Source organism: Serratia myotis (genome assembly GCF_027474885.1).
In the GTDB taxonomy this organism is placed as follows: Bacteria; Pseudomonadota; Gammaproteobacteria; order Enterobacterales; family Enterobacteriaceae; genus Serratia; species Serratia proteamaculans.
Map to the genome: position 1 here is coordinate 2,710,429 of NZ_CP099707.1, position 20,426 is coordinate 2,730,854.

The 20,426-nt window shown below is 56.9% G+C and carries 23 protein-coding genes; 11 read left to right on the forward strand and 12 right to left on the reverse strand.

Annotation, left to right across the window (positions count from 1 at the left end; all coding sequences use genetic code 11):
* Positions 1-2: 2 nt before the first annotated feature.
* The 10 genes from hydN to hycA all read right to left on the reverse strand — a co-directional run bounded on the left by hydN (position 3) and on the right by hycA (position 8,645).
* On the reverse strand, positions 3-545 hold the full coding sequence (gene hydN / locus NHG65_RS12900; RefSeq protein WP_099062020.1) for an electron transport protein HydN: 543 nt from the start codon (positions 543-545) through the stop codon (positions 3-5).
* A gap of 162 nt (positions 546-707) precedes the next feature.
* A complete protein-coding gene (hycI, locus tag NHG65_RS12905) occupies positions 708-1,178 on the reverse strand; it encodes a hydrogenase maturation peptidase HycI (RefSeq protein ID WP_219016200.1) in 471 nt (156 codons plus the stop codon).
* Entirely contained in the window at positions 1,171-1,587 is a 417-nt protein-coding gene (locus NHG65_RS12910; RefSeq protein WP_219016201.1) for a formate hydrogenlyase maturation HycH family protein, read from the reverse strand. Before NHG65_RS12910 ends, hycI begins: the two co-directional genes overlap by 8 nt.
* Positions 1,584-2,381, reverse strand: coding sequence for an NADH-quinone oxidoreductase subunit B family protein (locus NHG65_RS12915; protein WP_099062023.1), 798 nt, complete (start codon positions 2,379-2,381; stop codon positions 1,584-1,586). Before NHG65_RS12915 ends, NHG65_RS12910 begins: the two co-directional genes overlap by 4 nt.
* On the reverse strand, positions 2,378-2,923 hold the full coding sequence (locus NHG65_RS12920) for a formate hydrogenlyase complex iron-sulfur subunit (protein ID WP_099062024.1): 546 nt from the start codon (positions 2,921-2,923) through the stop codon (positions 2,378-2,380). Before NHG65_RS12920 ends, NHG65_RS12915 begins: the two co-directional genes overlap by 4 nt.
* Positions 2,924-2,935: 12 nt before the next feature.
* Positions 2,936-4,639, reverse strand: a complete 1,704-nt coding sequence (locus NHG65_RS12925; RefSeq protein WP_207976809.1) for a hydrogenase large subunit — start codon at positions 4,637-4,639, stop codon at positions 2,936-2,938.
* Positions 4,640-4,661: 22 nt separating this feature from the next.
* Complete coding sequence (locus NHG65_RS12930; RefSeq protein ID WP_099062026.1) at positions 4,662-5,597, reverse strand: respiratory chain complex I subunit 1 family protein; 936 nt, start codon at positions 5,595-5,597, stop codon at positions 4,662-4,664.
* Positions 5,598-5,607: 10 nt separating this feature from the next.
* Positions 5,608-7,476, reverse strand: coding sequence for a proton-conducting transporter transmembrane domain-containing protein (locus NHG65_RS12935; RefSeq protein WP_499183437.1), 1,869 nt, complete (start codon positions 7,474-7,476; stop codon positions 5,608-5,610).
* Complete coding sequence (locus NHG65_RS12940; protein WP_207976803.1) at positions 7,476-8,090, reverse strand: 4Fe-4S dicluster domain-containing protein; 615 nt, start codon at positions 8,088-8,090, stop codon at positions 7,476-7,478. Before NHG65_RS12940 ends, NHG65_RS12935 begins: the two co-directional genes overlap by 1 nt.
* Before the next feature lie 87 nt (positions 8,091-8,177).
* Positions 8,178-8,645, reverse strand: a complete 468-nt coding sequence (gene hycA, locus NHG65_RS12945) for a formate hydrogenlyase regulator HycA (RefSeq protein ID WP_099062029.1) — start codon at positions 8,643-8,645, stop codon at positions 8,178-8,180.
* 263 nt (positions 8,646-8,908) lie between these two features.
* On the opposite strand from hycA, the gene hypA reads away from it, so the two are divergent.
* The 7 genes from hypA (at position 8,909) to NHG65_RS12980 (ending at position 15,549) form a co-directional block, all read left to right on the forward strand.
* Complete coding sequence (gene hypA, locus NHG65_RS12950) at positions 8,909-9,253, forward strand: hydrogenase maturation nickel metallochaperone HypA (RefSeq protein ID WP_207976801.1); 345 nt, start codon at positions 8,909-8,911, stop codon at positions 9,251-9,253.
* A gap of 15 nt (positions 9,254-9,268) precedes the next feature.
* The gene (hypB, locus tag NHG65_RS12955; RefSeq protein WP_499183438.1) at positions 9,269-10,063 is read left to right on the forward strand and encodes a hydrogenase nickel incorporation protein HypB; all 795 of its coding nucleotides are present in this window, start codon (positions 9,269-9,271) and stop codon (positions 10,061-10,063) included.
* The gene (locus NHG65_RS12960) at positions 10,054-10,347 is read left to right on the forward strand and encodes a HypC/HybG/HupF family hydrogenase formation chaperone (protein ID WP_085116814.1); all 294 of its coding nucleotides are present in this window, start codon (positions 10,054-10,056) and stop codon (positions 10,345-10,347) included. The genes hypB and NHG65_RS12960 overlap by 10 nt, the downstream gene beginning before the upstream one ends.
* Positions 10,334-11,461: a hydrogenase formation protein HypD gene (gene hypD / locus NHG65_RS12965; protein WP_099062033.1), complete on the forward strand. Its 1,128-nt coding sequence runs from the start codon at positions 10,334-10,336 to the stop codon at positions 11,459-11,461. The genes NHG65_RS12960 and hypD overlap by 14 nt, the downstream gene beginning before the upstream one ends.
* A complete protein-coding gene (hypE, locus tag NHG65_RS12970) occupies positions 11,458-12,471 on the forward strand; it encodes a hydrogenase expression/formation protein HypE (RefSeq protein ID WP_499183439.1) in 1,014 nt (337 codons plus the stop codon). The genes hypD and hypE overlap by 4 nt, the downstream gene beginning before the upstream one ends.
* Before the next feature lie 90 nt (positions 12,472-12,561).
* Positions 12,562-14,628 carry a formate hydrogenlyase transcriptional activator FlhA gene (flhA, locus tag NHG65_RS12975; protein ID WP_261417285.1) on the forward strand — a complete coding sequence of 689 codons (2,067 nt, stop codon included), beginning with the start codon at positions 12,562-12,564 and terminating at the stop codon, positions 14,626-14,628.
* A 69-nt stretch (positions 14,629-14,697) separates the two neighbouring features.
* Entirely contained in the window at positions 14,698-15,549 is an 852-nt protein-coding gene (locus NHG65_RS12980) for a PhzF family phenazine biosynthesis protein (RefSeq protein ID WP_499183440.1), read from the forward strand.
* A 107-nt stretch (positions 15,550-15,656) separates the two neighbouring features.
* On the opposite strand, the gene NHG65_RS12985 is transcribed toward NHG65_RS12980, so the two are convergent.
* Together NHG65_RS12985 and NHG65_RS12990 are read right to left on the reverse strand one after the other, a co-directional pair.
* Complete coding sequence (locus tag NHG65_RS12985; protein ID WP_499183441.1) at positions 15,657-15,878, reverse strand: hypothetical protein; 222 nt, start codon at positions 15,876-15,878, stop codon at positions 15,657-15,659.
* Positions 15,879-15,895: 17 nt separating this feature from the next.
* Complete coding sequence (locus tag NHG65_RS12990) at positions 15,896-16,867, reverse strand: cell envelope integrity TolA family protein (protein ID WP_499183442.1); 972 nt, start codon at positions 16,865-16,867, stop codon at positions 15,896-15,898.
* Positions 16,868-17,105: 238 nt separating this feature from the next.
* Between NHG65_RS12990 and NHG65_RS12995 the strand changes: the two genes are divergently transcribed.
* The 4 genes from NHG65_RS12995 (at position 17,106) to NHG65_RS13010 (ending at position 20,419) form a co-directional block, all read left to right on the forward strand.
* The gene (locus NHG65_RS12995; protein WP_499183443.1) at positions 17,106-18,602 is read left to right on the forward strand and encodes a PAS domain S-box protein; all 1,497 of its coding nucleotides are present in this window, start codon (positions 17,106-17,108) and stop codon (positions 18,600-18,602) included.
* Between the two features lie 106 nt (positions 18,603-18,708).
* Positions 18,709-18,960, forward strand: a complete 252-nt coding sequence (locus tag NHG65_RS13000) for a CsbD family protein (protein WP_085116822.1) — start codon at positions 18,709-18,711, stop codon at positions 18,958-18,960.
* A gap of 274 nt (positions 18,961-19,234) precedes the next feature.
* Positions 19,235-19,552, forward strand: coding sequence for a cupin domain-containing protein (locus NHG65_RS13005; protein ID WP_099062039.1), 318 nt, complete (start codon positions 19,235-19,237; stop codon positions 19,550-19,552).
* A gap of 264 nt (positions 19,553-19,816) precedes the next feature.
* A complete protein-coding gene (locus NHG65_RS13010) occupies positions 19,817-20,419 on the forward strand; it encodes a TetR/AcrR family transcriptional regulator (RefSeq protein ID WP_232518964.1) in 603 nt (200 codons plus the stop codon).
* The last annotated feature ends 7 nt before the right edge of the window (positions 20,420-20,426 follow it).

Below are 20,426 nucleotides of genomic sequence, written 5' to 3' on the forward strand. Positions count from 1 at the left end.
TCCTAAAACAGTGACGACATGGTGTCGAGTGCGGCGCGACGACGTTTCTCGGCGTTCATTTCCTGCAGCATGTTGCGATCCACACAGTGCAGCGCATTGGTTGGGCAGGTTTCCATACAGGCCGGGCCGCTATCACGGCCGATACACAGGTCGCATTTATGGGCTTCGGCTTTCTCGGTGGTGGCGCTCATCATGGCGCCGTTCTGGCGGATAACCGGGCGGGTGATCACTTCCATCGCGCCGTAGGGGCAGGCCACTACGCAGGTTTTGCAGCCGATGCAGCGTTCCTGCATCACCAGCACCATGCCGTTGGTGCGGCTGATAGCGCCATTGGGGCAGACGTTGGAACAGGGAGCGTCCTCACACTGGCGGCACAGCACGGCGGTGCTGACGTTAACGCCTTTGATCACGTGCAGGCGTGGGGCGAAGCTGGCGGCGTTGAGCGCTGAAATATCCTGGCTTTCGCTGTGTGCCATCACGCAGGCAATTTCACAGGTACGGCAGCCGATGCATTTCTTGGGATCGGCGATGATAAACCGGTTCATCAATAACTCCTGGGTTACCCTTCATCCGGGTATGACAATGGATAGGTTGTGCCTCGGATTAGGCATAAAGCATGCCAATCCTGAAAATCAAGTAAAAGCAGTGAGTTAGCCTGGTGATGACGAAGTGTCCGACGGCATGTCGACACAAATGACGATGCCGTGTCAGACATTCGTCACCACCAGTGGCGAGTAGCCGCCGTTAATCGGCCAGTCATGCAGGCGTTGATGCAGCAGGGTCACCGCCTGCTGTACCGCCGCGCCGATCGGGTAGTAAAACGCCACCACCTCGGGCTGAATGCCGATAAAAGTAATCTCCGGCACCGTTTCGCGCAGTTGGTCGATCAGGAAATTGAGCGGCAGGTTATGGGTGGTCATGATGAACATGTCGGCGATGTCTTTTTCATCGATCACCCGGGTTTCACCCGCCGCCAGCCCCATGTCGGTGGCATCGACAATCACCAACCGATCGGGGCGCAGTTCGCGGATATGGCCAATGTCGTTCTCCGGCGCGGCTCCGCCGTCAATCACCGTCCAGCCGGCGGGGGGATTACCGGCACAGAGTTCCGCCAGCAGCGGCCCGGCGCCGTCATCTCCCATCATGCAGTTGCCTACACACAATAAAACGTCAGTCATCATGCCTCCGGACCATCAGGTAAATGGCGGGTTCGTTTTCAATCGACTGCAGCAGGGCGATCAGTTGCTGACTCCAGTCTTGCTGTTGGGCGCTCATCTGCGGGGCGGCCCCGCTCAACGCGGTGGCCAACAGGTGGGTGTGGCTGCTGTCGATACAGATCTCACCGAAGCGGTCGACCCCTTCCAGCTTGCGCCGGGCGGTGCTGTCGGCGGGCAGTTGGGCCACCCAGCCGTGGAACCCGGCCAGCGGGCAGCTGAGTTTGGCCTCCAGACAGTCGATAACCCCCAGATGGTGGCCGATCGCCAGGCTGTAATAGATCACCTCCTGGGCTTTGGGCGGGGCTTTTTTCTCCTGCACGAACTTGCGGCTCAGGGAGTAAAACACCACCTGCGCATGGGAATGGCTCATAGTCGCAGCTCCCCACGCAGTACCCGCTGATAGATGCCCTGCAGGTTGCCGACAATCTCACTCAGGCGCAGATCGTCCTGCTGTTGCAGGTAAGTGCTAATGCGCTGTTCGACCGGCAGGGGGCTGTCTGCGGCCAGCAGTTGCATAAACTGATCGGCGATCTGACGGCCATAGCGATATCCGGCCATCCGCCGGGCTTCCCGATCCAGCAATACCCGCAGTGGCTGGGGCAATGCCGGGTGCAACAGTCGGGTGGCTTCGCCATCGGTTTCATCATGCTGGCGACCTTTGATTTTTTGATCCAACAGGCCGAGCGCCATGGCAAAACCGTAAATGGTGGCCGCCGGGGTCGGCGGGCAACCGGGAATATAGACATCGACCGGGACGATGCGATCGGTCCCGCCCCATACGCAGTACAGATCGTGGAAGATGCCACCGCTGTTGCCGCAGGCACCGTAAGAGATGCTGATTTTGGGATCGGGCGACGCCTGCCAGGCGCGGATCGCCGGGATCCGCATGGCGCGGGTGACCGCGCCGGTAAACAGCAAAATATCGGCATGGCGGGGTGAGGGAACCACTTTGATACCGAAGCGTTCAGCATCGAACAGCGGGGAAATAGCGGCGAAAATCTCGATTTCGCAGCCATTGCACCCCCCGCAGTCCACCCGGTAAACATAGGCCGAGCGGCGGATATCTTTCAGCAGGGTGGTTTTCAGCTTGGCGATACTTTCGTCGAGGGTGATCGGCACCGGCAGGCCATTTTCGTCGCGAGGGCCAATCAGTGGCGGATTCATGAGATGACCTCCCGGGTCAGATGGCGGCCAATGTCAATGCGATCGGCCTGGGTCAGGTTTTGCTGCTGTTTGCAGGCCGGGCAGGTTTCAAACTGCGTGCGGCGCGCGGCGGTTTCGGTACTGTTCAGTCCAAGCAGCGCAATGGCATAATCAATTTCCTTCTGCGACGCGTAGGGCTTGCCACACTGGCGACAATGGCAGAGGGCGAAATCGGCTTGCTCGTACAGATCTTCTTTGCGCCACACCGCCAGTTCGAACTGTTGCGAAAGCCGGATGGCGGCGGTGGGGCAAACCTCTTCGCAGCGGGCGCAAAAGATGCAACGTCCGAGAAACAGCTGCCAGCGGATCGTGCCGTTGCTCAGGTCTGTCGCCATGGTCAACGCATTGGACGGGCAGGCGTTGGCGCAGGCACCACAGGCAATACATTGCTGTGGGTTGTATTCGGGTTTGCCACGAAAGTTCGGGTCAATCACCAACGGCTGGGCCGGATAGGCCACGGTGGCTGGCCCGGTTTTCAGCACTTTTTTAATCAGTTTCAGCATGATGGGCTCCGGTTAGAACGGTTTGTTTTTCCGTTCGATGCCATAACGCTCAATCTCTTTGTACGGCACGATGATGGACTGGCGCTTGCGTACGTCGACGATGGTCATGCGATCGGTACAGGAATAGCAGGGATCCAGACTGCCGATGATCAGCGGGGCGTCAGAAACCGTGTTGCCGCGCAGCATGTAACGCAGGGTCGGCCAATTGGCGTAGGTCGCGGCCCGGCAGCGCCAGCGGAACAGCTTCTGGTTGTCGCCGGTCATGCTCCAGTGGATGTCATCACCGCGCGGGGCTTCGGCAAAGCCCAGGGCAAAGCGGTGCGGGATATAGGTGAAACCGTCCACCGCCAGCGGCCCGCTGGGCAGGCTTTGCAGCCCGAACTCGATGATGCCGAGCGAGTTGAACACTTCGTGAATACGTACTTTAAGCCGCGAATAGACGTCGCAGCCGTCTTCCACGCACAGTTCCACCGGCAGCTTGGCGTAACCGGCAAACGGATGGTCGATGCGGGTATCGCGGCGGTGGCCGCTGCCGCGGATCATTGGGCCGACGTTGCTGTAGTCACGGGCAACCTGTGGATCGAGACGGCCAACCCCGACGCTGCGCTGTTCGGTATTTGGCGTGCTGAGCAAGATATCGACCAGATCCACCAGTTCACTGCGCATTTGCGCCGCCAGCCGCAGGGTTTGCAGCATGTCGTCTTTCAGAATGTCGCGGCGGATGCCGCCAATCAGGTTCAAACCATAGGTTTTACGCGCCCCGGTCAGGATTTCAGCCATCTTCATCGACTGTTCACGCACCCGGAAGAACTGCATAAAGCCGGAGTCGAAACCGACGAAGTGGCAGGCCAGCCCCAGATTCAACAGGTGGCTGTGCAGGCGCTCCACTTCCAGCAGGACTGAGCGGATCATCTGGGCGCGCTCCGGCACCTGAATGCCCATCGCGTTCTCGACTGAACTGGTGTACGCCACGCTGTGGGTAAACCCGCAAATGCCACACACCCGGTCCGACAGGAAGGTCACTTCGTTGTAACCCATGCGGGTTTCGGCCAGCTTCTCCATTCCCCGGTGCACGTAGAACAACCGGTAGTCGGCATCAATGATGTCTTCACCGTCGACAAACAGCCGGAAATGGCCAGGTTCATCCGAGGTGATATGCAGCGGGCCGATCGGCACCACGTTGGCTTTGCTACCGGCCAGGCTCTGGAATGGATAGGTTTCCACGTCGGTGGTGGGGGCAGGCCGTTGGCGATAATCCATGGCGTCTTTGCGCAGCGGGTAGAGATCGTCCGGCCAGTCATCCGGCAGTACCAAGCGGCGTTCGTCCGGCAGGCCAATCGGGCGCAGGCCATACATGTCGCGCACTTCACGTTCACCCCAGACGGCCGCCGGTACCCGTGGCGTCACGGAAGGGAACTCCAGCGTTTGGGCGTCGACTTCGGCACGCACCGTGATCCAGCACTTGGTGCCTTTCTCCATCGACAGCACGTAATACAGCGCATAACTGCCACACAGCGTGCGTTCATCGTTACCAAACAGCACCGACAGCCAGCCACCCTGTTGGTAATACAGCCATTCCACCACTTCCGGCAGCGCATTGAGTTTCACGGTGACCGTCAACTGATCGGCCGTTTGCCATTCTGCTGCCAGCATGGCTGCAGGAAACTGTTGCTGCAGTGCCGCCAGATAGTGCTGGCCTTGATGTTCGTTAGTCATTATTGATTGCCTTAATCATTATTCAGCCGACGACCAGCCAGGAAACCAGCGCCAGAAAAGCCAGCCCAAACCCGGCCCAGGTGGTACGGGCGGTTTTCAGGAAGCGCAAACGTGCCACGCTGTTTTCTATGAGTGCGATCAGCGTCACTGCGCACAGCAGCTTGAGCAGCGCCAGTACCAGCCCGATCAACAGTTGCGGAGCGGTGAGCTGTGCCGCTTGGCCCCAGGGCAGGAACACGCCGAGGAACAGTTGCAGTACCACCAGTTGTTTGAGGCTGATGCCCCATTTGATGATGCCGAGCTCAACGCCGGAGTATTCCGTCAACGGGCCTTCCTGCAGCTCTTGTTCGGCCTCGGCCATGTCGAACGGCAGCTTGCCCATCTCAATATAAGTGGCGAACGCGCAGGCCAAACCGGCCAACAGCAGCGCTAATCCCGCGTGATGCGGCAAGCCCAGCAGGCTCTGCACCATGGCACTCAGTTGGGTGGAACCGGCGACCAGCGCCGTCACCCACAGACCGAGCAGCAGGATCGGTTCGACCAGAATGCCTAACACCGCCTCGCGGCTGGCGCCGATGGCGGTAAAGGGGCTGCCGGTATCCAACCCGGCAATGGCAAACACAAAGCGCACCACGGCAAACAGATAGATCAGCGTGATCACATCGCCGATGGCGGGCAGCGGTGAGGCGGTGGTCAACATCGGCAGCGCACAGGCGATGGCCAGCAAGGTGCCGGTCAGCAAGTAAGGCATGGCGCGAAATGTCAGGCCGGAAGCCCCCGGTGCCACGCTTTGGCGTTTAAGCAGTTTGGCGATATCACGGTATTCCTGTAATACGCCGGGGCCGCGACGGCTATGGATGCGCGCGCGTAGCACCCGGCTGATACCGGCAAATAGCGGGGCAATAGCCAGTAGCAGCAGAGCCTGCGCCAGTCCGAGTAATACATTGGGATAGGTCATTGTCATCTCCTCAGGCAAAAGCCACGACCAACAGCACCGCCAGCTCTATGGCGGCCAGGCCACGGCAGAAGGCCACGAATGCGTTACGGTGTAACCCATTACCGAAGTTTTCCGGCAGCCAGCGACGCAGTTGATACAGCGGGGCAAACATCACCCGCAGCGGTTGAGCAAAGCCGGTCGCGGTGATCACCATCGCGTCTTCATGCCCATAGCCGCAGGCCCAGGCGCTGCCTTGCACCCGGCGAGGTTGGCGACGAGCCTGATAACGCGCCGCGATCAACAACGGCAGTAGCGGCATCGCCAGCAATAAAATGGCGATCAGCGGGGTGGAAACCAGCGTATCGGTAACGGAAAGCGACTGCTCGGCCGTCATACCGGTCAGGCGGGCAAACAGCGGAATGATCCAGGGCGCACCCAGGCCGCAAACCAGACACAACAATGCAGGCAGCGCATGGCTCAGCGTCAGGCAATGGTTGGCCTGAACGGCATTCGCGGCGGCAGCACAGCGTGGTGCTCCCAGACAGGCAACACCAAAGACCTTGCTGACGCACATCACCGCCAGCGCACCGGTCAGGGCCAGAGCCACGGCCAACAGCGGGCCGAACAGATGACCAATAAAGCCGGGCGCAGCGCTAAAGTGGAACAGCCCCTGGTAGATCAACCATTCACTGGCGAAACCGTTCAACGGCGGTAATGCCGCCATCGCCACCAGGCCAATCAGCAAGGAAACGGCGGTCCAGGGCATCAGCCGTGCCAAACCGCCCATTTTTTCCATGTCCTTCAGCCCGGTCTGCTGTTCAATCGCTCCTGCCGCCAATAGCAATGCGCTTTTGAACAGGCTGTGATTCAGCAGGTGGAACAGGCCACCAATCAGGGCGAAGGCGGTCAGTAACGGCAGTTGCAGCGCCATACCGACCATGGCTCCCCCGATCCCCAGCAGGATGATGCCGATATTTTCCAGCGTGTGGTAAGCCAGCAAGCGGCGCAGATCGTGTTCCATCAGCGCATACAACCCACCGAAAAAGGCGGTGCCGGCAGCCAACAGCAGCACCAGTAATCCCCACCACAACGGCGGCGTGCCCAGCAGATCCAGTCCGACTTTCAAAATACCCAGCAGGCCGACCTTCATCAGCGCGCTGGAAAACAGCATGGCGGCGGAGGCGGGCGCACTGCTGTGGGACTGCGGCACCCAGGCATGTAACGGCATCACCCCGGCAAAAATGCCAAAGCCGGCCAGCGCCAGCAGGAAAACGCCGTTGCGCAGCGCATCCGGCAATGGCGTGGCACGGATCTCGCTGAACTGCAGGCTGTGGCTGTGGGAATAGATCAGCGCGAAGGCGAGCACCAACAGCAGGGTACCTGAGCGCATCAACAAGAACTGGCTATGCCCGGCGCGCAGGCTTTTAGCGCTCAGGGCATGGACAATCAGGAAATAGCCGCACAGTGCCGCCAGCTCGAGTAACAAAAGCAAAGCCAGGGCGTTATCGGCCATCACTGCGGCGCTTAATGCCGCCAGCATCAGATTGATTAATCCAACCTGTCGGCCACGGGCGCGCGGGTTCAGCCTGGATAAGCTGCCTGCGTGATACAGCGCGGCAAAGATCCCGCTGAGCGCCATCACCAGCAGCAACAGGGCGTTAAGGCCACTGATTTCCACTGCGTAATGCAACCAAGGCAAACGATCGCTGTGCAGTGGCGCAAACAGCATTTGCAGCGCCGCCAGCAGCGAAGCGACAGCACAGAGCAAGGTGCCGCCACTCAGCAGGACGCTGATGCGTGACCAGGGGGCCAATAACCAGCCCAACAGGGCGCAGAGTAAATACCCCACCAATGCCGGCGTCAGCAGCAACAACGGGTCGGGCAGAAGGGCATACATCATCAATTCGGCTCCTTGTGGGATCCAGGGGCGGCGGTGAACGGCAACTCGGCGCTGAGCGCCTGCATGGCGTTGCGCCTTTTCTGTTCGCTGGCGTTGCGAACGTCCAGGTCAGTGACCAGTCGGATGGCCTGGGTTGGACAAGTGCGGATACAGGCCGGGCCTTCGGGGCTGAAGTCGCAGAGATCGCACTTCACTGCCACGGCACGCACACCGGGCACACAATCCAGGAAGGCGCTGATCGGACGTGGTGCCTTGGCCGCCGGCAGTGCCAGCGGGGTGTTGCAGTCGCTGGGGATCGCCAATGGGCTACTGCCGCCGAAGCCAATCGCCCCGAACGGGCAGGCAATGCCGCAGAGCTTGCAACTGATGCACAGGCTTTCGTTCAGTACGATGGCGTTATCCTGATGACGAATAGCGTTGACCGGGCATACCTGTGCACAGGGAGCATCCTCACACTGGTGGCACATCACCGGGGCCGAGTCGCGGGCGTTACGTATCACCTGCAAGCGGGGTAATGCCTGCAAACCTTGTTGCCGGTGTTCCGCAGAACAACTGGCCATACAGGTATTGCAGCCAATACACAATTTGGGGTCCGCAATAATAAAGCGGTTCATGCACACTCCTTGCTTCGTCATTTATGACGAAATCGTCAGTAAAAAATGACGCTTCGACAGTTTTCTGTCGGTGATTAACGCCGACGGTCAGACGGGTAAGGTTATTTTCTTCAGTGCATCATGAATGGCGTGGCCGTCATGCAGGGAATCAAACAGGCATTGATAAATAACGGCGATCTTATCCAGATAATGATCAAATACCGCCTGCATGTCGCGGTTGTTTATTACACCGTCGATATTGCCATTTTCATCCAGCGTGGCATGGGCGAATGGGGCAAAGTTTTCCGGCTCATGGGCCGTAGCCAGATTAATACGGTAGCAAATATCACGGCTGTAAAAGCCCTCGCTCAGTTGGATACTGACCGTAAAGTGGTTGAACAGTACAAAGCGCAGATCGTTTTCCTGCCCGTAGGTAAACTGATGATTAATCTTCTTTTTGGTGGTGGTTACCGCCTTGACCAGCGTGCTGTGGTAAGTCTGCCACTGCGCCATCAGGCGGTTGCTTTTGTTGGCGATATAATCGGCCTGACTGGTTACTTCACTGATTGTACTCATTGTCGTCACTCAATATTGATGGTCGTTGTCGAAATAGCTCCGGGTCAGCGAGTTAAAGCATAAAGCGTGCCAAGCTCCGGTAAATTTCATTATTTCCTTTTAATTCAATTATCAGGATTAAATTAACCCGCCAGCCGGTTAGGCAATGAACGGGTTAATCACTGACGATGACATGACGCTCGACAAATATGTCATTGGCGACTTGGCACCCTATTTGCAATGTGAGGTAAATAACGCGTTTTATCGCCATTACCGGAGGCCGGATGCACGAAATAACCTTGTGCCAACATGCGATGGAAATAATGCAGCAACAGGCTAACCAACATCATGCGCAGCGTATTACCGCGGTGTGGTTCGAGATTGGCGCATTTTCCTGTGTCGAAGCGGAGTCATTGAGGTTCTGCTTTGACATGGTATGCCGCGACACCCTGGCCGAAGGCTGCGAACTGCATCTGGTCGAACAGAAAGCGCTGTCTTGGTGTTATGACTGCCAGGCCGACGTCGAGTTACTGATGCCGCAGGTGCTGGTTTGTCCACACTGCTCCGGGCGCAACCTGCGGGTGCAGGCCGATGATGGTTTGCAGATAAAACGTCTGGAAATTGAATAACAGAGGGGAACGACTATGTGCAGTACCTGCGGATGTGCCCAGGGCGAACTGACGATTGAAGGGGAAGTGAAGGTGCCATTCCGCCCGCAACGCAATGTGCAGGGCGATCTGCATTACGGCCTGGGGTTGGCGGGCACCCATGCGCCGGGCATCAGCCAGCGCCGGATGCTGGAAATTGAAACCCGGGTGCTGGATAAAAACGATCGCCTGGCGGAAGGTAACCGGCATTATTTTGCCGGGCAACATATTCTGGCGCTGAATCTGGTTTCCAGCCCTGGCTCCGGCAAAACCACGCTGCTGACAGAAACCTTGCTGCGGCTGCGTGGTCGGCATTCGTGCGCGGTGGTGGAAGGTGACCAGCAAACCACTAACGATGCAGAACGCATCCGCGCCACCGGCGTCCCAGCGATTCAGGTTAATACCGGGAAAGGTTGTCACCTGGATGCGCAAATGGTTCACGAGGCCGCCCGGCGTCTGGAACTCAAACCCCATAGCCTGCTGTTTATCGAAAACGTCGGCAATCTGGTTTGCCCAGCCAGTTTTGATCTCGGGGAACGCCATAAGGTGGCGGTGCTTTCGGTCACCGAAGGGGAAGACAAGCCACTCAAGTACCCGCATATGTTTGCTGCTGCCCGGGTGATGCTGCTCAACAAAATCGATCTGCTGCCGTATTTGAACTTCGACCTGGCCACCTGCATCGACAATGCGCGACAGGTGAACCCGACCATTGAGGTGATTACCCTGTCGGCGACCAGCGGCGAAGGCATGGATCAGTGGCTGGCCTGGCTGGAGGAACAGCTATGTGCATAGGCGTTCCCGGGCAGATCGTGGCGCTGGATGAAAAGCAGCCTCAGCACGCCTGGGCTGAAGTCTGTGGCGTGCAACGGGAAGTGAACATTGCGTTGGTGCGTCAGGACGGTGAGCCGAGAGAGGCGATGATCGGTTGCTGGGTGCTGATCCACGTGGGCTTCGCGATGAGTCGCCTTGACCAACAAGAGGCCGAGGAGATGCTGGCGGCACTGCAGGCGATGGGGGAAGTGGAGCAGGACGTAGCGCTGTTTCTGGCGGGGGAAGGCAACCATGCATTACGTTGATGAATTCCGCGATCCGCAACGGGTAAAAACCCTGCTACAGCATATCCGGCAGCGAGCGGTGCAGTTGCCGTTTACCGCCGAGCGCCCCTTGCAAATCATGGAGGTTTGCGGTGGCCATACCCATGCCATTTTCCGCTTTGGGCTGGATAAACTGCTGCCTCCACAGATTGAATTTATTCATGGCCCCGGCTGCCCGGTTTGCGTGTTACCCATGGGCCGTATCGATGCCTGCTGCGAAATCGCCGCTCACCCGGAGGTGATTTTTTGCACCTTCGGCGATGCGCTGCGGGTACCGGGCAAACAAGGCTCGTTACTGCAGGCTCGCGAGCGCGGGGCCGACGTGCGGGTGGTTTATTCGCCGTTGGATGCACTGATGCTGGCGCGGCAAAATCCCCAGCGGCAGGTGGTGTTCTTTGCCCTGGGTTTCGAAACCACCATGCCGGTCACCGCGATCACTTTGCAACAGGCCCGGCTGGAAGCGCTCGACAACTTCAGCGTGTTTTGCCAGCACATCAGCCTGATCCCCACCTTACGCAGCCTGTTGCAACAGCCGGATGTGCGCATCGACGGTTTTCTGGCGCCCGGCCATGTCAGCATGGTTATCGGCACCGAGCCCTATGACTTTATCAGCCGGCAATACCACAAGCCCCTGGTGGTAACCGGCTTTGAACCGCTGGATATCTTGCAAGGGGTGATGATGTTGATTGAACAGTTCGTCGGGCAGCAGAGCCAAACCGAAAACCAATATCGGCGGGTGGTGCCGGAACAGGGCAATCTGCTGGCACAGCAGGCGATGAGCGACGTTTTTGTGCTGGGCGGCGGCAGCGAATGGCGCGGTCTTGGCACCATTGCCGACTCCGGCATTGCCCTGACCGCTGCCTATCGTGCCTTCGATGCAGAACGGCGTTTTCGCCCGCAGCATCGGCAGGTGGCTGACGATCCTCATGCCCGCTGTGGGGAAGTGCTGACCGGGCGCTGCAAACCGCGAGATTGCCCGTTGTTTGGCCGAGGCTGTACGCCACAAAACGCCTTTGGTGCGCTGATGGTGTCTTCAGAAGGGGCCTGCGCCGCCTGGTACCAATACCGCCGTGAAACAGAGGAAACCCCGGCATGAATAACGTGATTACCATGGCTCACGGCAGCGGCGGCACGGCGATGCAACAACTGCTGGATGAGCTTTTCTTGCCGGCCTTCGCCAACCCACAGTTGGATCAGCGCGAAGATCAGGCCCGACTGGATTTGGCCGAGTTAACCCAACAGGGCGATCGGCTGGCATTTACCACCGACAGCTACGTGATTGACCCGATTTTCTTTCCGGGCGGCGATATTGGCAAACTGGCAGTTTGCGGTACGGCTAACGATCTGGCGGTCAGTGGTGCATTACCGCGTTATCTCTCCTGCGGGTTCATCCTGGAAGAAGGTTTGCCGTTGGCCGATTTACAGCGGGTGGTGACTTCGATGGCCGCCACCGCACAGCAGGCCGGTATTCGCATTGTCACCGGGGATACCAAGGTGGTGCAGCGGGGGGCCGCCGACAAGCTGTTTATCAACACCGCCGGTATTGGAGTGATCCCCCCGGGCCTGGATTGGGCGGCGACCCATATCCGTGTCGGCGACACCGTTATTGTCAGCGGCACCCTGGGCGACCACGGGGCGACTATCCTCAACCTGCGGGAAAAGCTGGGCATGTCGCTGGACGTGATCAGTGACTGTGCGGTGTTGGCTCCGTTAATCGCGCCATTGCGGGCCATTAATGGCGTGCGGGCATTGCGCGATGCCACCCGTGGTGGGGTGAACGCCATTCTGCATGAGTTTGCACGTGCGGCCGGTGTGGGTATCGAGGTGGAAGAGAATCTGCTGCCGATAACGCCGGCGGTTCGGGGCATTTGCGAATTGCTGGGGCTGGATGCCATCAACTTTGCCAACGAGGGAAAACTGGTAGTGGTGGCCGCACCTGAGGCTGAACTTGCAGTGCTGGCTGCCTTGCAGGCTCACCCGTTGGGCAAGGCCGCTACGGTGATTGGCCGGGTGACGTCAGGACGTCAGGTGAGGCTGCAAGGCGCTTATGGCATCAGCCGCCTGCTGGATTTGCCGCATGCTGAACCTTTGCCGCGCATTTGTTGATCCGGTCGGGGGAGAACCTTGCCGCCCAGCGTTACACTTTGTGACGTGACTCACTAACATCATCATCGCGACTCAGGCAAGTGATAAACAATGTCGAATGCACAATTAGAAAAACAAGAATTACTCGAAATAACTCGCACGCTGCTCAGTCAGCACAGCTTCGCCGATCTGTTACGGCAACTACGCCAGCTGCTGCAACGTCAGCAACTGGCCGACAATGTAACGCTGGTGCTGTTTGACCCACACAGTGAGCGCGTGTGTTTTCATGGGCTGGACGCGCAGCGGCAGCCGGTTATCTATCAGGATGAAACCCTGCTGGCTAACGGACCGGTCAGCCGGTTACGGCAGAGCCCACTGGCACAACGTTGGCAGAGTGAAGATCTGCATGCGCGTTACCCACAAATCAGCGCCCTGGCGTTGTACCCATCCTTTAGCCACTATTGCCTGATGCCACTGCATGCCGGTGGCAGCCTGATTGGCGGTTGCGAACTGTTACGCAATAGCGCGCAACCTTTCAGTGATGCGGGTCTGGTGCAGTTACAGACGCTGATGGAGTTGGTCGCGTTGGCGGCAGAGCAGATCACATTGCGTGAGCAGGCAGAAACACGCCAGCGCCAGTTGCGCCATGAGCGAGACGATTACCGTGTTTTGGTCGACGTGACCAACGCGGTGCTGTCAAAGCTAGATCTGGATGATTTGATTGGCGAAATATCAACGGAGATCCACCGTTTTTTCAAGATCGACGCCATCAGCATGGTGTTGTGTGTCGATAAAACCGATCAGGTGACCATCTACTCCACGCATTATTTGCAAGACGACGTGGTCGAGCGCCAACAGTACAGCGTGGCGCTGGCAGGAACCTTATCGGAACAGGTGATGCAGAGCGGCGAAATGCTGCTGCTGAACCTCAAGCATTCCGATCGCCTGGCGGCCTATGAACGCCAACTGTTCGATCTCTGGCATGATCAAATCCAAACGCTGTGCCTCTTGCCACTGGTGTTTGGCAAAAAGACCCTGGGCGTATTGAAGCTGGCACAGTGTCAGCCGGACAATTTCAACGCTGCCAATCTGCGGGTGTTGCAGCAGATTGCCGAACGTATCGCCATTGCGGTGGACAATGCGTTGGCCTACCAGGAAATCAATCGGCTCAAAGAGAGCCTGGTGCATGAAAACCTGTATCTGACCGAGCAAATCAATGGCAATAACCCGGACTTCGGTGAGATTGTCGGGCGCAGCGTGGTGATGTCTGCGGTGCTGAAACAGGTCGAAATGGTGGCCAAGAGTGATTGTTCGGTGCTGATCCTCGGCGAAACCGGCACCGGTAAAGAATTGATTGCTCGCGCTATTCACAACCTGAGTGAGCGGCGTGACCAGCGCATGGTGAAAATGAACTGCGCGGTGATGCCGGCTGGTTTGCTGGAAAGCGATTTGTTTGGTCACGAAAAGGGATCCTTCACCGGGGCCACCAACCAGCGGATGGGGCGTTTTGAACTGGCGGATAAAGGAACGCTGTTTCTGGATGAAGTGGGGGAAATTCCCGTCGAACTTCAGCCTAAACTGCTGCGGGTATTGCAGGAGAGGGAGTTTGAACGGGTAGGCGGTAACAAGGTGATCTCGGTAGATGTGCGTCTGATTGCTGCCACCAACCGTGACCTGCAGCAAATGGTGGCCGATCGCGAGTTTCGCAGCGACCTGTTTTACCGACTGAATGTGTTCCCCATTGTCATCCCCCCCTTGCGTGAGCGGCCGGAAGACATTCCGCAATTAGTGAAGTTTCTCACCTATAAAATCGCCCGTCGGATGAAGCGCACCATCGACAGTATTCCGGCAGAGACCCTGCGTCTTCTAAGCCAGATGCCCTGGCCGGGCAATGTGCGCGAGCTGGAGAATGTCATCGAACGGGCGGTATTGCTGACGCAGGGTACGGTACTTAATCTGGAGTTGCCCGAACTGCGCTATCCGGTGCCTTCGATGGCCTTACCCTTGCCGGCAGCGGAGCCGATCCAGGCGGGAGAAGACGAACGCCAGCGGATTATCCGCGTGCTGAAGGAAACCAACGGCGTGGTGGCCGGCCCCCGTGGTGCCGCGCAGCGTCTGGGGCTCAAACGCACTACGCTACTTTCACGCATGAAGAAGTGGGGGATTTTGGTCAAGTGACCCGATGAGGTAATCTGATTCCCAGGGTGAATAATCATTCTCCTACCGAATAGGATCAACGAGTGTGCTATGACCAGAACAGTTGCTTTCAAGCAGGTTGATGTTTTTTCTGAATTGCCTTTTGGCGGTAATCCGTTGGCAGTTATTCTGGATGCTGATGTGTTAAGCGATGACGAGATGGCCGCGATCGCCCGCTGGACGCATTTATCTGAAACGACTTTTGTGTTAACCCCGACAGATAATCAGGCCGACTATCGGGTGCGTATTTTTACCGTCGAAGGTGAGTTGCCGTTTGCCGGTCATCCTACGCTGGGTACCGCTCATGCATTACTGGAAGCTGGGCTGGTGCCAAAAACTGCAGGCAGACTGGTTCAGGAGTGCGGTGTCGGTCTGGTGAATGTCAATATTGCCCCTCTGGGTTCGCTGGCATTTGCGGCACCGGAGGCAGTGTTTACGCCGTTTGACGATGATTTTCTTAGCTCTGTGTTCAACCACGAAACATTGGATACACAACAGAGGGTAACCATCGTTGATATGGGGATCCGCTGGCTATTGGTACCAATGATCTCGGCTGACGCGGTGTTAGAAGTCAGCCTTGACGTCAGTACGTTGGAGCTTCTGCTGAAACGCGCACAGGTGAATGGTTTGATGCCGTTTGGGCCATGTAGCCAGGGTGAGGAGCAATTTGAGGTTCGTGCTTTGATGGTTGAAAATGGGGCATTGACGGAAGACCCGGTCACCGGTAGTGCCAATGCCTGTCTGGCGCGCTATTTTTCCGCGTGCGGGGTAAATAAAGATTACCGAACTCGCCAGGGAACGGCCATTCAACGCAACGGCCGTATAACGATCCAGTATCGGGAGGACGGCATTTGGATTGGTGGCAAGACGGTAACGGTTATTGACGGCACTATTAATCTTTAATTTGGGACGTTGTTCATTTACTGCTTTACCCTGAAATAAGCCGCTTAATGTGAACTGCCCCATTTTCTGTGGGCAGTTCACCTGTGAGGCTCACTCTTTAAGCGTGTTTATGGCGTAGGGTCATCAATCACATGCGGTCTTTGCTTGCGCAGCAGATGCAGCAGTAAAGACACCCGTCGCTCCGTCCGTTCCGGGGTATCCGGCGGCAAATTATAGCGCAGGGTATAACGCTCGTTTTTTTCATTGAAGAAATCGATAACCAGTACCGGTATCGAAGCCCCAACCACTTTGCGATAATTCAATGAGATCGATGACAGGTCTCGTTTCATGACACATCCATCCTTGATCAACTCACAACAACGTTGCGACGTGTTGATACCGCAATCCGCCCGATACCAAAACTCAGCGCGGCACCCAACAGCAGCATCAGCAAGGAGCCCCAGGCGGCACGGGAGACTTGTTTGGCTGCCACATCCGCCGCTTCGCGGGCTTTCTGTTCAGCCTGAGCCTTCAGTTCTTCGACTTTTTGTACTGCCTGCTGATAAGCCTGAGCGTAGTTGTCGACAATTTGGGTCGCTTCAGCGTGGCTCTTGCCGGTACGAGCCGCAACGATGTTCACCAGTGCGTCCTTATCAGCGGCATTCAGGGTTGGCTCACCAGATTGCTTCACGCGCTCGAACCATTGCTTAAGCTCCGCTGCGGCCTGGGCCGGATCGGTGGCAGCATCGGTCGCCGACTGTTTACCGTCCGCACCAGCCTGTTCGGTTTTTTGTTCCAATTTGGACGGGTCTAATTCCGGCTTGCCAGTTTGCTTGAGCGTGGTAGCCAACTGATTTTGCAAATCATCCCAATCCAGGCTGATGCCCTGTTTGTCGAGTTGCTGCTTAACGCTGTCGCCAATGCCCGGTGCCGCCGCCGCCAGGCCGTTACCCGCCAGAGATAATCCTTTACCAACGGCATTTCCGGCCAGACCGACCACGCCGCTTGCCAAAGAAATAACCAGCCAGGTGGTCAGTAAGGTAGTGACCGCCCAGCTCAACAGGCCGTGTAAACCGCCCCGGTTGGGTGCGGTTCGGCCGGCGACAAAGGCCCCTGCGGCCAGGGAGAGCAAGGTGGTGACAAACAGCCAGATGCCGGTTCCGACACCGAAGCCACTCAGGGGATTGCCTGCCTGCAGCGGATCCACGGCCGATGCGCCGACAGCGGTACCCAGTACACTCAAGATCAGATAGGTCGCCAGTGCCATGGCGCTCCCGGCCAATATTGAGCCCCATGAAACGTGAAACGCAAAGCGATTGGATTCATAGACAGTGGTCATTGTTATTCCTTATATTTACTGGACAAGGGGTTGTACGCACAGCAGTACGCTGCGCCGACAGAATCAGTCTGCCGATCTGCACCACCGATCGTCCCGGTTCATTTGCACCCTTGGTGCTAGTGCATTCACACCCCGCGAATGAACTACTTAAGCACTATGCTGGTTGGGAAGTCGCATCATTGCCAGGCGCGAAGATCGCCATTTGGTGGCCCGAGGCCTTTTGTCTTATGGAGAAATAATGAGCCAGTCCGTTCTTGCCAGCGAAACTAACCGCAGCCAACTACAACAGATCATTTCAGGATTGACCGAAGGGGTGATCCTGACCGAAATCGATCAGACCATTCTGTGGGCGAATGAAGCCGCGCTGAGCATGCATGGGCTGACCAAACTGCGTGAGCTGGGAGCCAATGCCCAGGAGTACGCGGAGCGTTTTGCCTTGCGTTATCGCAACAATCATCCTTTGACCGCAGAGCAATACCCGATTAACCGGGTGGCCAAGGGTGAAGAATTCAGTGATGTGCTGGTCGAGGTAAAACCCATCAGCGAGCCGGAGTTTATCTGGGTTCACCGTCTGCGCAGCCTGATTATCACCGACGCTAAAGGGCAGCCCGAGTTATTGGTATTGATCCTGAGTGATGCCACCGAGTGGGCCAGTGCCGAAGATCGCTTTGAAAAAACCTTCAACGCCAATCCGGCACCCGCAGTGATCTGTAGCCTGAACGACCTGCGTTACATCAAGGTCAATCAGGGGTTCCTCGATATGACCGGTTACCACCGCGATCAGGTAATGGGCAATTCGGTCTACGCACTGGATGTACTGGAGCAGGCGGAAAATAAGGAGCTGGCCGTGCAGCGCCTGAGTGAAGGGGCAACCATTCCGCAGATGCAGGCCGAGTTAAAACTGCCCGCAGGGGGAACCAAACTGGTGATCGTTGCCGGGCAGCCGCTGGACATCAATGAAGAAGATTGCATGCTGTTTACCTTTACCGACCTTGAGCCTCGCCGTAAGGCCGAGTCGGCGTTACGCGAGAGTGAAGAGCGGTTCGCCAAGTCCTTTCGTCTGAGCCCGGTCCCGACGCTGGTGTGCACTGCGGACAAGCAGCAAGTGCTGGATATCAACGAAGCTTTTATCAAGACCACCGGATACGCCGCTGAGGAGCTGATCGGCAAGACGGTCGAGGATCTCAATGTTATTGATGGGCAGGGGGAATGTCGCCGTTTGTTTACCCTGCTGGCAAAAACCGGCAACGTCGAGAGTCAGGATGTTAAAGTCCGGAAAAAGGGCAACGACGTGATCGACTGCGTGGTCTCCGCCGATGCCGTGAGTATTCAGGACGCGCCCTGTTATCTGTTGGTCATGATGGATATTACCGAACGCAAACGGTCGGAACTGGAGTTGGTGTCCGCCATCGAGGAGGTGATGCAAGATGCTTCCTGGTTCAGTCAAACGCTGCTCGAGAAACTGGCCAATGTGAAAAGCATCAATAAACCCCATCTGTCTGGGGTTTCCTTCACCGATCTGACTGCCCGTGAGCGCGATGTGTTGGGGCTAATCTGCGAAGGCCTGCCTGACAAGAAAATTGCCACCCGCCTTAATCTTGCCGCCAATACCGTGCGTAATCATGTGGCTACGGTGTATTCCAAACTCGACGTGCACAGCCGTAGTGAGGCCATTGTCTGGGCCCGTGAACGGGGGTTATTTGCCGGTGAACGGCAGTCTAAAAAGGAAAAGTAAGGCTCAAATGCACTAGTCAATTTCATGCAAATTGACCTTATGAGTGGCTAGGGGGCAGCTTAGTATTGAGGCTGTCATCTACCGATATCAAACTCAGGAGAACAGGATGAACAGCGATAAAATCGAAGGTGTTATGGATAAAGTTGTCGGCAAAACGCAGGAAGTTGCGGGTGATGTGACGGGCGATGAACGCCTGCAAGCCGAAGGGAGCGCCCGCTACGTGGCGGGGGCGATACAAGAAAAGTATGGCGATGCCCTGGGCTGCGTCAGCGACCTGGTCAAGAAGAAGCCACTCACCACTGTGGCGATCTTTGCCGGCGTGAGTTTATTGGCGGGCCTGCTGTTACGTCGCCGATAACCCTGTTTTAATCGCCCGCACTCTGCGGGCGAACTCTCCCCCAGATGTGCCCCCCGGTGTCAGACCAAAGCCTTCGTCGTCCCCGCAGTCATCCTATGCAACCTCGCCAGTGATCCCCCTTTGCAGCCGCAGACGTCTCATAACCCGGGCAAAGAACCTTTGCCACTGATTTTGCGTCTGGGGCATACGTCCTATATATTTATTAACAGGCCCAAAGGCCGTTAGGGAATTGTGATACTTGATCCAACTAATCACCGATTACTAGGAAGCTATCATGCATAAAAGAACACTGGCGACACTGCACTACGAAAAAATGCCTTACGATGGAGTCTATTACCATATCTTAAAACGTGAGGCGCAAGGGCACACGGCGCTGTTGAAACTTGATGCTGGCAGCCAACAGTCAGCCCGTTTTCATCCGGGTTGGGTCAAACTGATGGTTTTGTCTGGTGAACTCAAAATTGGGGATCAGATTCTGCAAGCGCATGAGATGTTGATGATCCCGGCGAAAACCGCCTACACGGTGGAGGCCATCACCGAGGTTTACTGCCTGGCGATTTCTGAACTGGACGGAGTAGAACTGGCTCGCTAGAGAGGGCTCCTGACAGAGTAGCCAGCTTGGCCCCGCATGGGTTTATCTGGTGGAATTCCCCGTCACTCAGCGGGGAGTTCTGATTTTAGCGCTGCAAGGTATAACAACCCGCCTGATAGATAACCTCTTGCTATTCATCTGCCGCTCTCCTTGTTTCTCTGGGGGAGGCGTTTGCCGTTTAATATAGATTGTGACCCATTAATATATTGGTCACTCATTGTGAATCAAAACTCACAGAGATAAGCTATACCGATGAATAAAAAAATGAAGACACCCCAAACACGCGGCCCCTCTGATCACAGCGTTCGCGATCAGGTGGTAGAGGCGGCTACAGAATATTTTGGACATTATGGGTTTGAAAAAACCACGGTGTCCGATCTGGCCAAGGCCATCGGTTTTTCCAAGGCTTATATCTACAAATTCTTTGAGTCCAAGCAGGCGATTGGCGAGGTGATCTGCGCCAATCGCCTGGCCATGATTATGGCGCTGGTGGATTCGGCGATCGCAGAGGCACCCACCGCCTCAGAGAAGCTGAGACGCCTGTTCAAGGCGCTGTCAGAAACCGGCAGCGACTTGTTCTTCCATGACCGCAAGCTGTATGACATCGCCGCTGTTGCCGCACGCGATCGGTGGCCTTCAGTGAAGGCGCATGAAGTTCATTTGCAGCAGGTCATTCAGCAAATTATCCGTGAGGGCCGCGAGTCCGGGGAGTTTGAGCGCAAGACCCCGCTGGACGAAGCCGCCAGTGCGATTTATCTGGTGATGCGGCCCTATATCAACCCGGTACAACTGCAATACAACCTGGAAACGGCCGGTGAGGCTGCGGTGCTTTTATCAGCATTGATATTGCGCAGTCTGTCGCCATAACGCCATT

Bases quoted from the DNA above. Each gene is read 5' to 3' on its own strand.
- hydN (WP_099062020.1), bottom strand. From the start codon at position 545: ATGAACCGGTTTATCATCGCCGATCCCAAGAAATGCATCGGCTGCCGT.
- hycI (WP_219016200.1), bottom strand. From the start codon at position 1,178: ATGACTGACGTTTTATTGTGTGTAGGCAACTGCATGATGGGAGATGAC.
- NHG65_RS12910 (WP_219016201.1), bottom strand. From the start codon at position 1,587: ATGAGCCATTCCCATGCGCAGGTGGTGTTTTACTCCCTGAGCCGCAAG.
- NHG65_RS12915 (WP_099062023.1), bottom strand. From the start codon at position 2,381: ATGAATCCGCCACTGATTGGCCCTCGCGACGAAAATGGCCTGCCGGTG.
- NHG65_RS12920 (WP_099062024.1), bottom strand. From the start codon at position 2,923: ATGCTGAAACTGATTAAAAAAGTGCTGAAAACCGGGCCAGCCACCGTG.
- NHG65_RS12925 (WP_207976809.1), bottom strand. From the start codon at position 4,639: ATGACTAACGAACATCAAGGCCAGCACTATCTGGCGGCACTGCAGCAA.
- NHG65_RS12930 (WP_099062026.1), bottom strand. From the start codon at position 5,597: ATGACCTATCCCAATGTATTACTCGGACTGGCGCAGGCTCTGCTGCTA.
- NHG65_RS12935 (WP_499183437.1), bottom strand. From the start codon at position 7,476: ATGATGTATGCCCTTCTGCCCGACCCGTTGTTGCTGCTGACGCCGGCA.
- NHG65_RS12940 (WP_207976803.1), bottom strand. From the start codon at position 8,090: ATGAACCGCTTTATTATTGCGGACCCCAAATTGTGTATTGGCTGCAAT.
- hycA (WP_099062029.1), bottom strand. From the start codon at position 8,645: ATGAGTACAATCAGTGAAGTAACCAGTCAGGCCGATTATATCGCCAAC.
- hypA (WP_207976801.1), top strand. From the start codon at position 8,909: ATGCACGAAATAACCTTGTGCCAACATGCGATGGAAATAATGCAGCAA.
- hypB (WP_499183438.1), top strand. From the start codon at position 9,269: ATGTGCAGTACCTGCGGATGTGCCCAGGGCGAACTGACGATTGAAGGG.
- NHG65_RS12960 (WP_085116814.1), top strand. From the start codon at position 10,054: ATGTGCATAGGCGTTCCCGGGCAGATCGTGGCGCTGGATGAAAAGCAG.
- hypD (WP_099062033.1), top strand. From the start codon at position 10,334: ATGCATTACGTTGATGAATTCCGCGATCCGCAACGGGTAAAAACCCTG.
- hypE (WP_499183439.1), top strand. From the start codon at position 11,458: ATGAATAACGTGATTACCATGGCTCACGGCAGCGGCGGCACGGCGATG.
- flhA (WP_261417285.1), top strand. From the start codon at position 12,562: ATGTCGAATGCACAATTAGAAAAACAAGAATTACTCGAAATAACTCGC.
- NHG65_RS12980 (WP_499183440.1), top strand. From the start codon at position 14,698: ATGACCAGAACAGTTGCTTTCAAGCAGGTTGATGTTTTTTCTGAATTG.
- NHG65_RS12985 (WP_499183441.1), bottom strand. From the start codon at position 15,878: ATGAAACGAGACCTGTCATCGATCTCATTGAATTATCGCAAAGTGGTT.
- NHG65_RS12990 (WP_499183442.1), bottom strand. From the start codon at position 16,867: ATGACCACTGTCTATGAATCCAATCGCTTTGCGTTTCACGTTTCATGG.
- NHG65_RS12995 (WP_499183443.1), top strand. From the start codon at position 17,106: ATGAGCCAGTCCGTTCTTGCCAGCGAAACTAACCGCAGCCAACTACAA.
- NHG65_RS13000 (WP_085116822.1), top strand. From the start codon at position 18,709: ATGAACAGCGATAAAATCGAAGGTGTTATGGATAAAGTTGTCGGCAAA.
- NHG65_RS13005 (WP_099062039.1), top strand. From the start codon at position 19,235: ATGCATAAAAGAACACTGGCGACACTGCACTACGAAAAAATGCCTTAC.
- NHG65_RS13010 (WP_232518964.1), top strand. From the start codon at position 19,817: ATGAAGACACCCCAAACACGCGGCCCCTCTGATCACAGCGTTCGCGAT.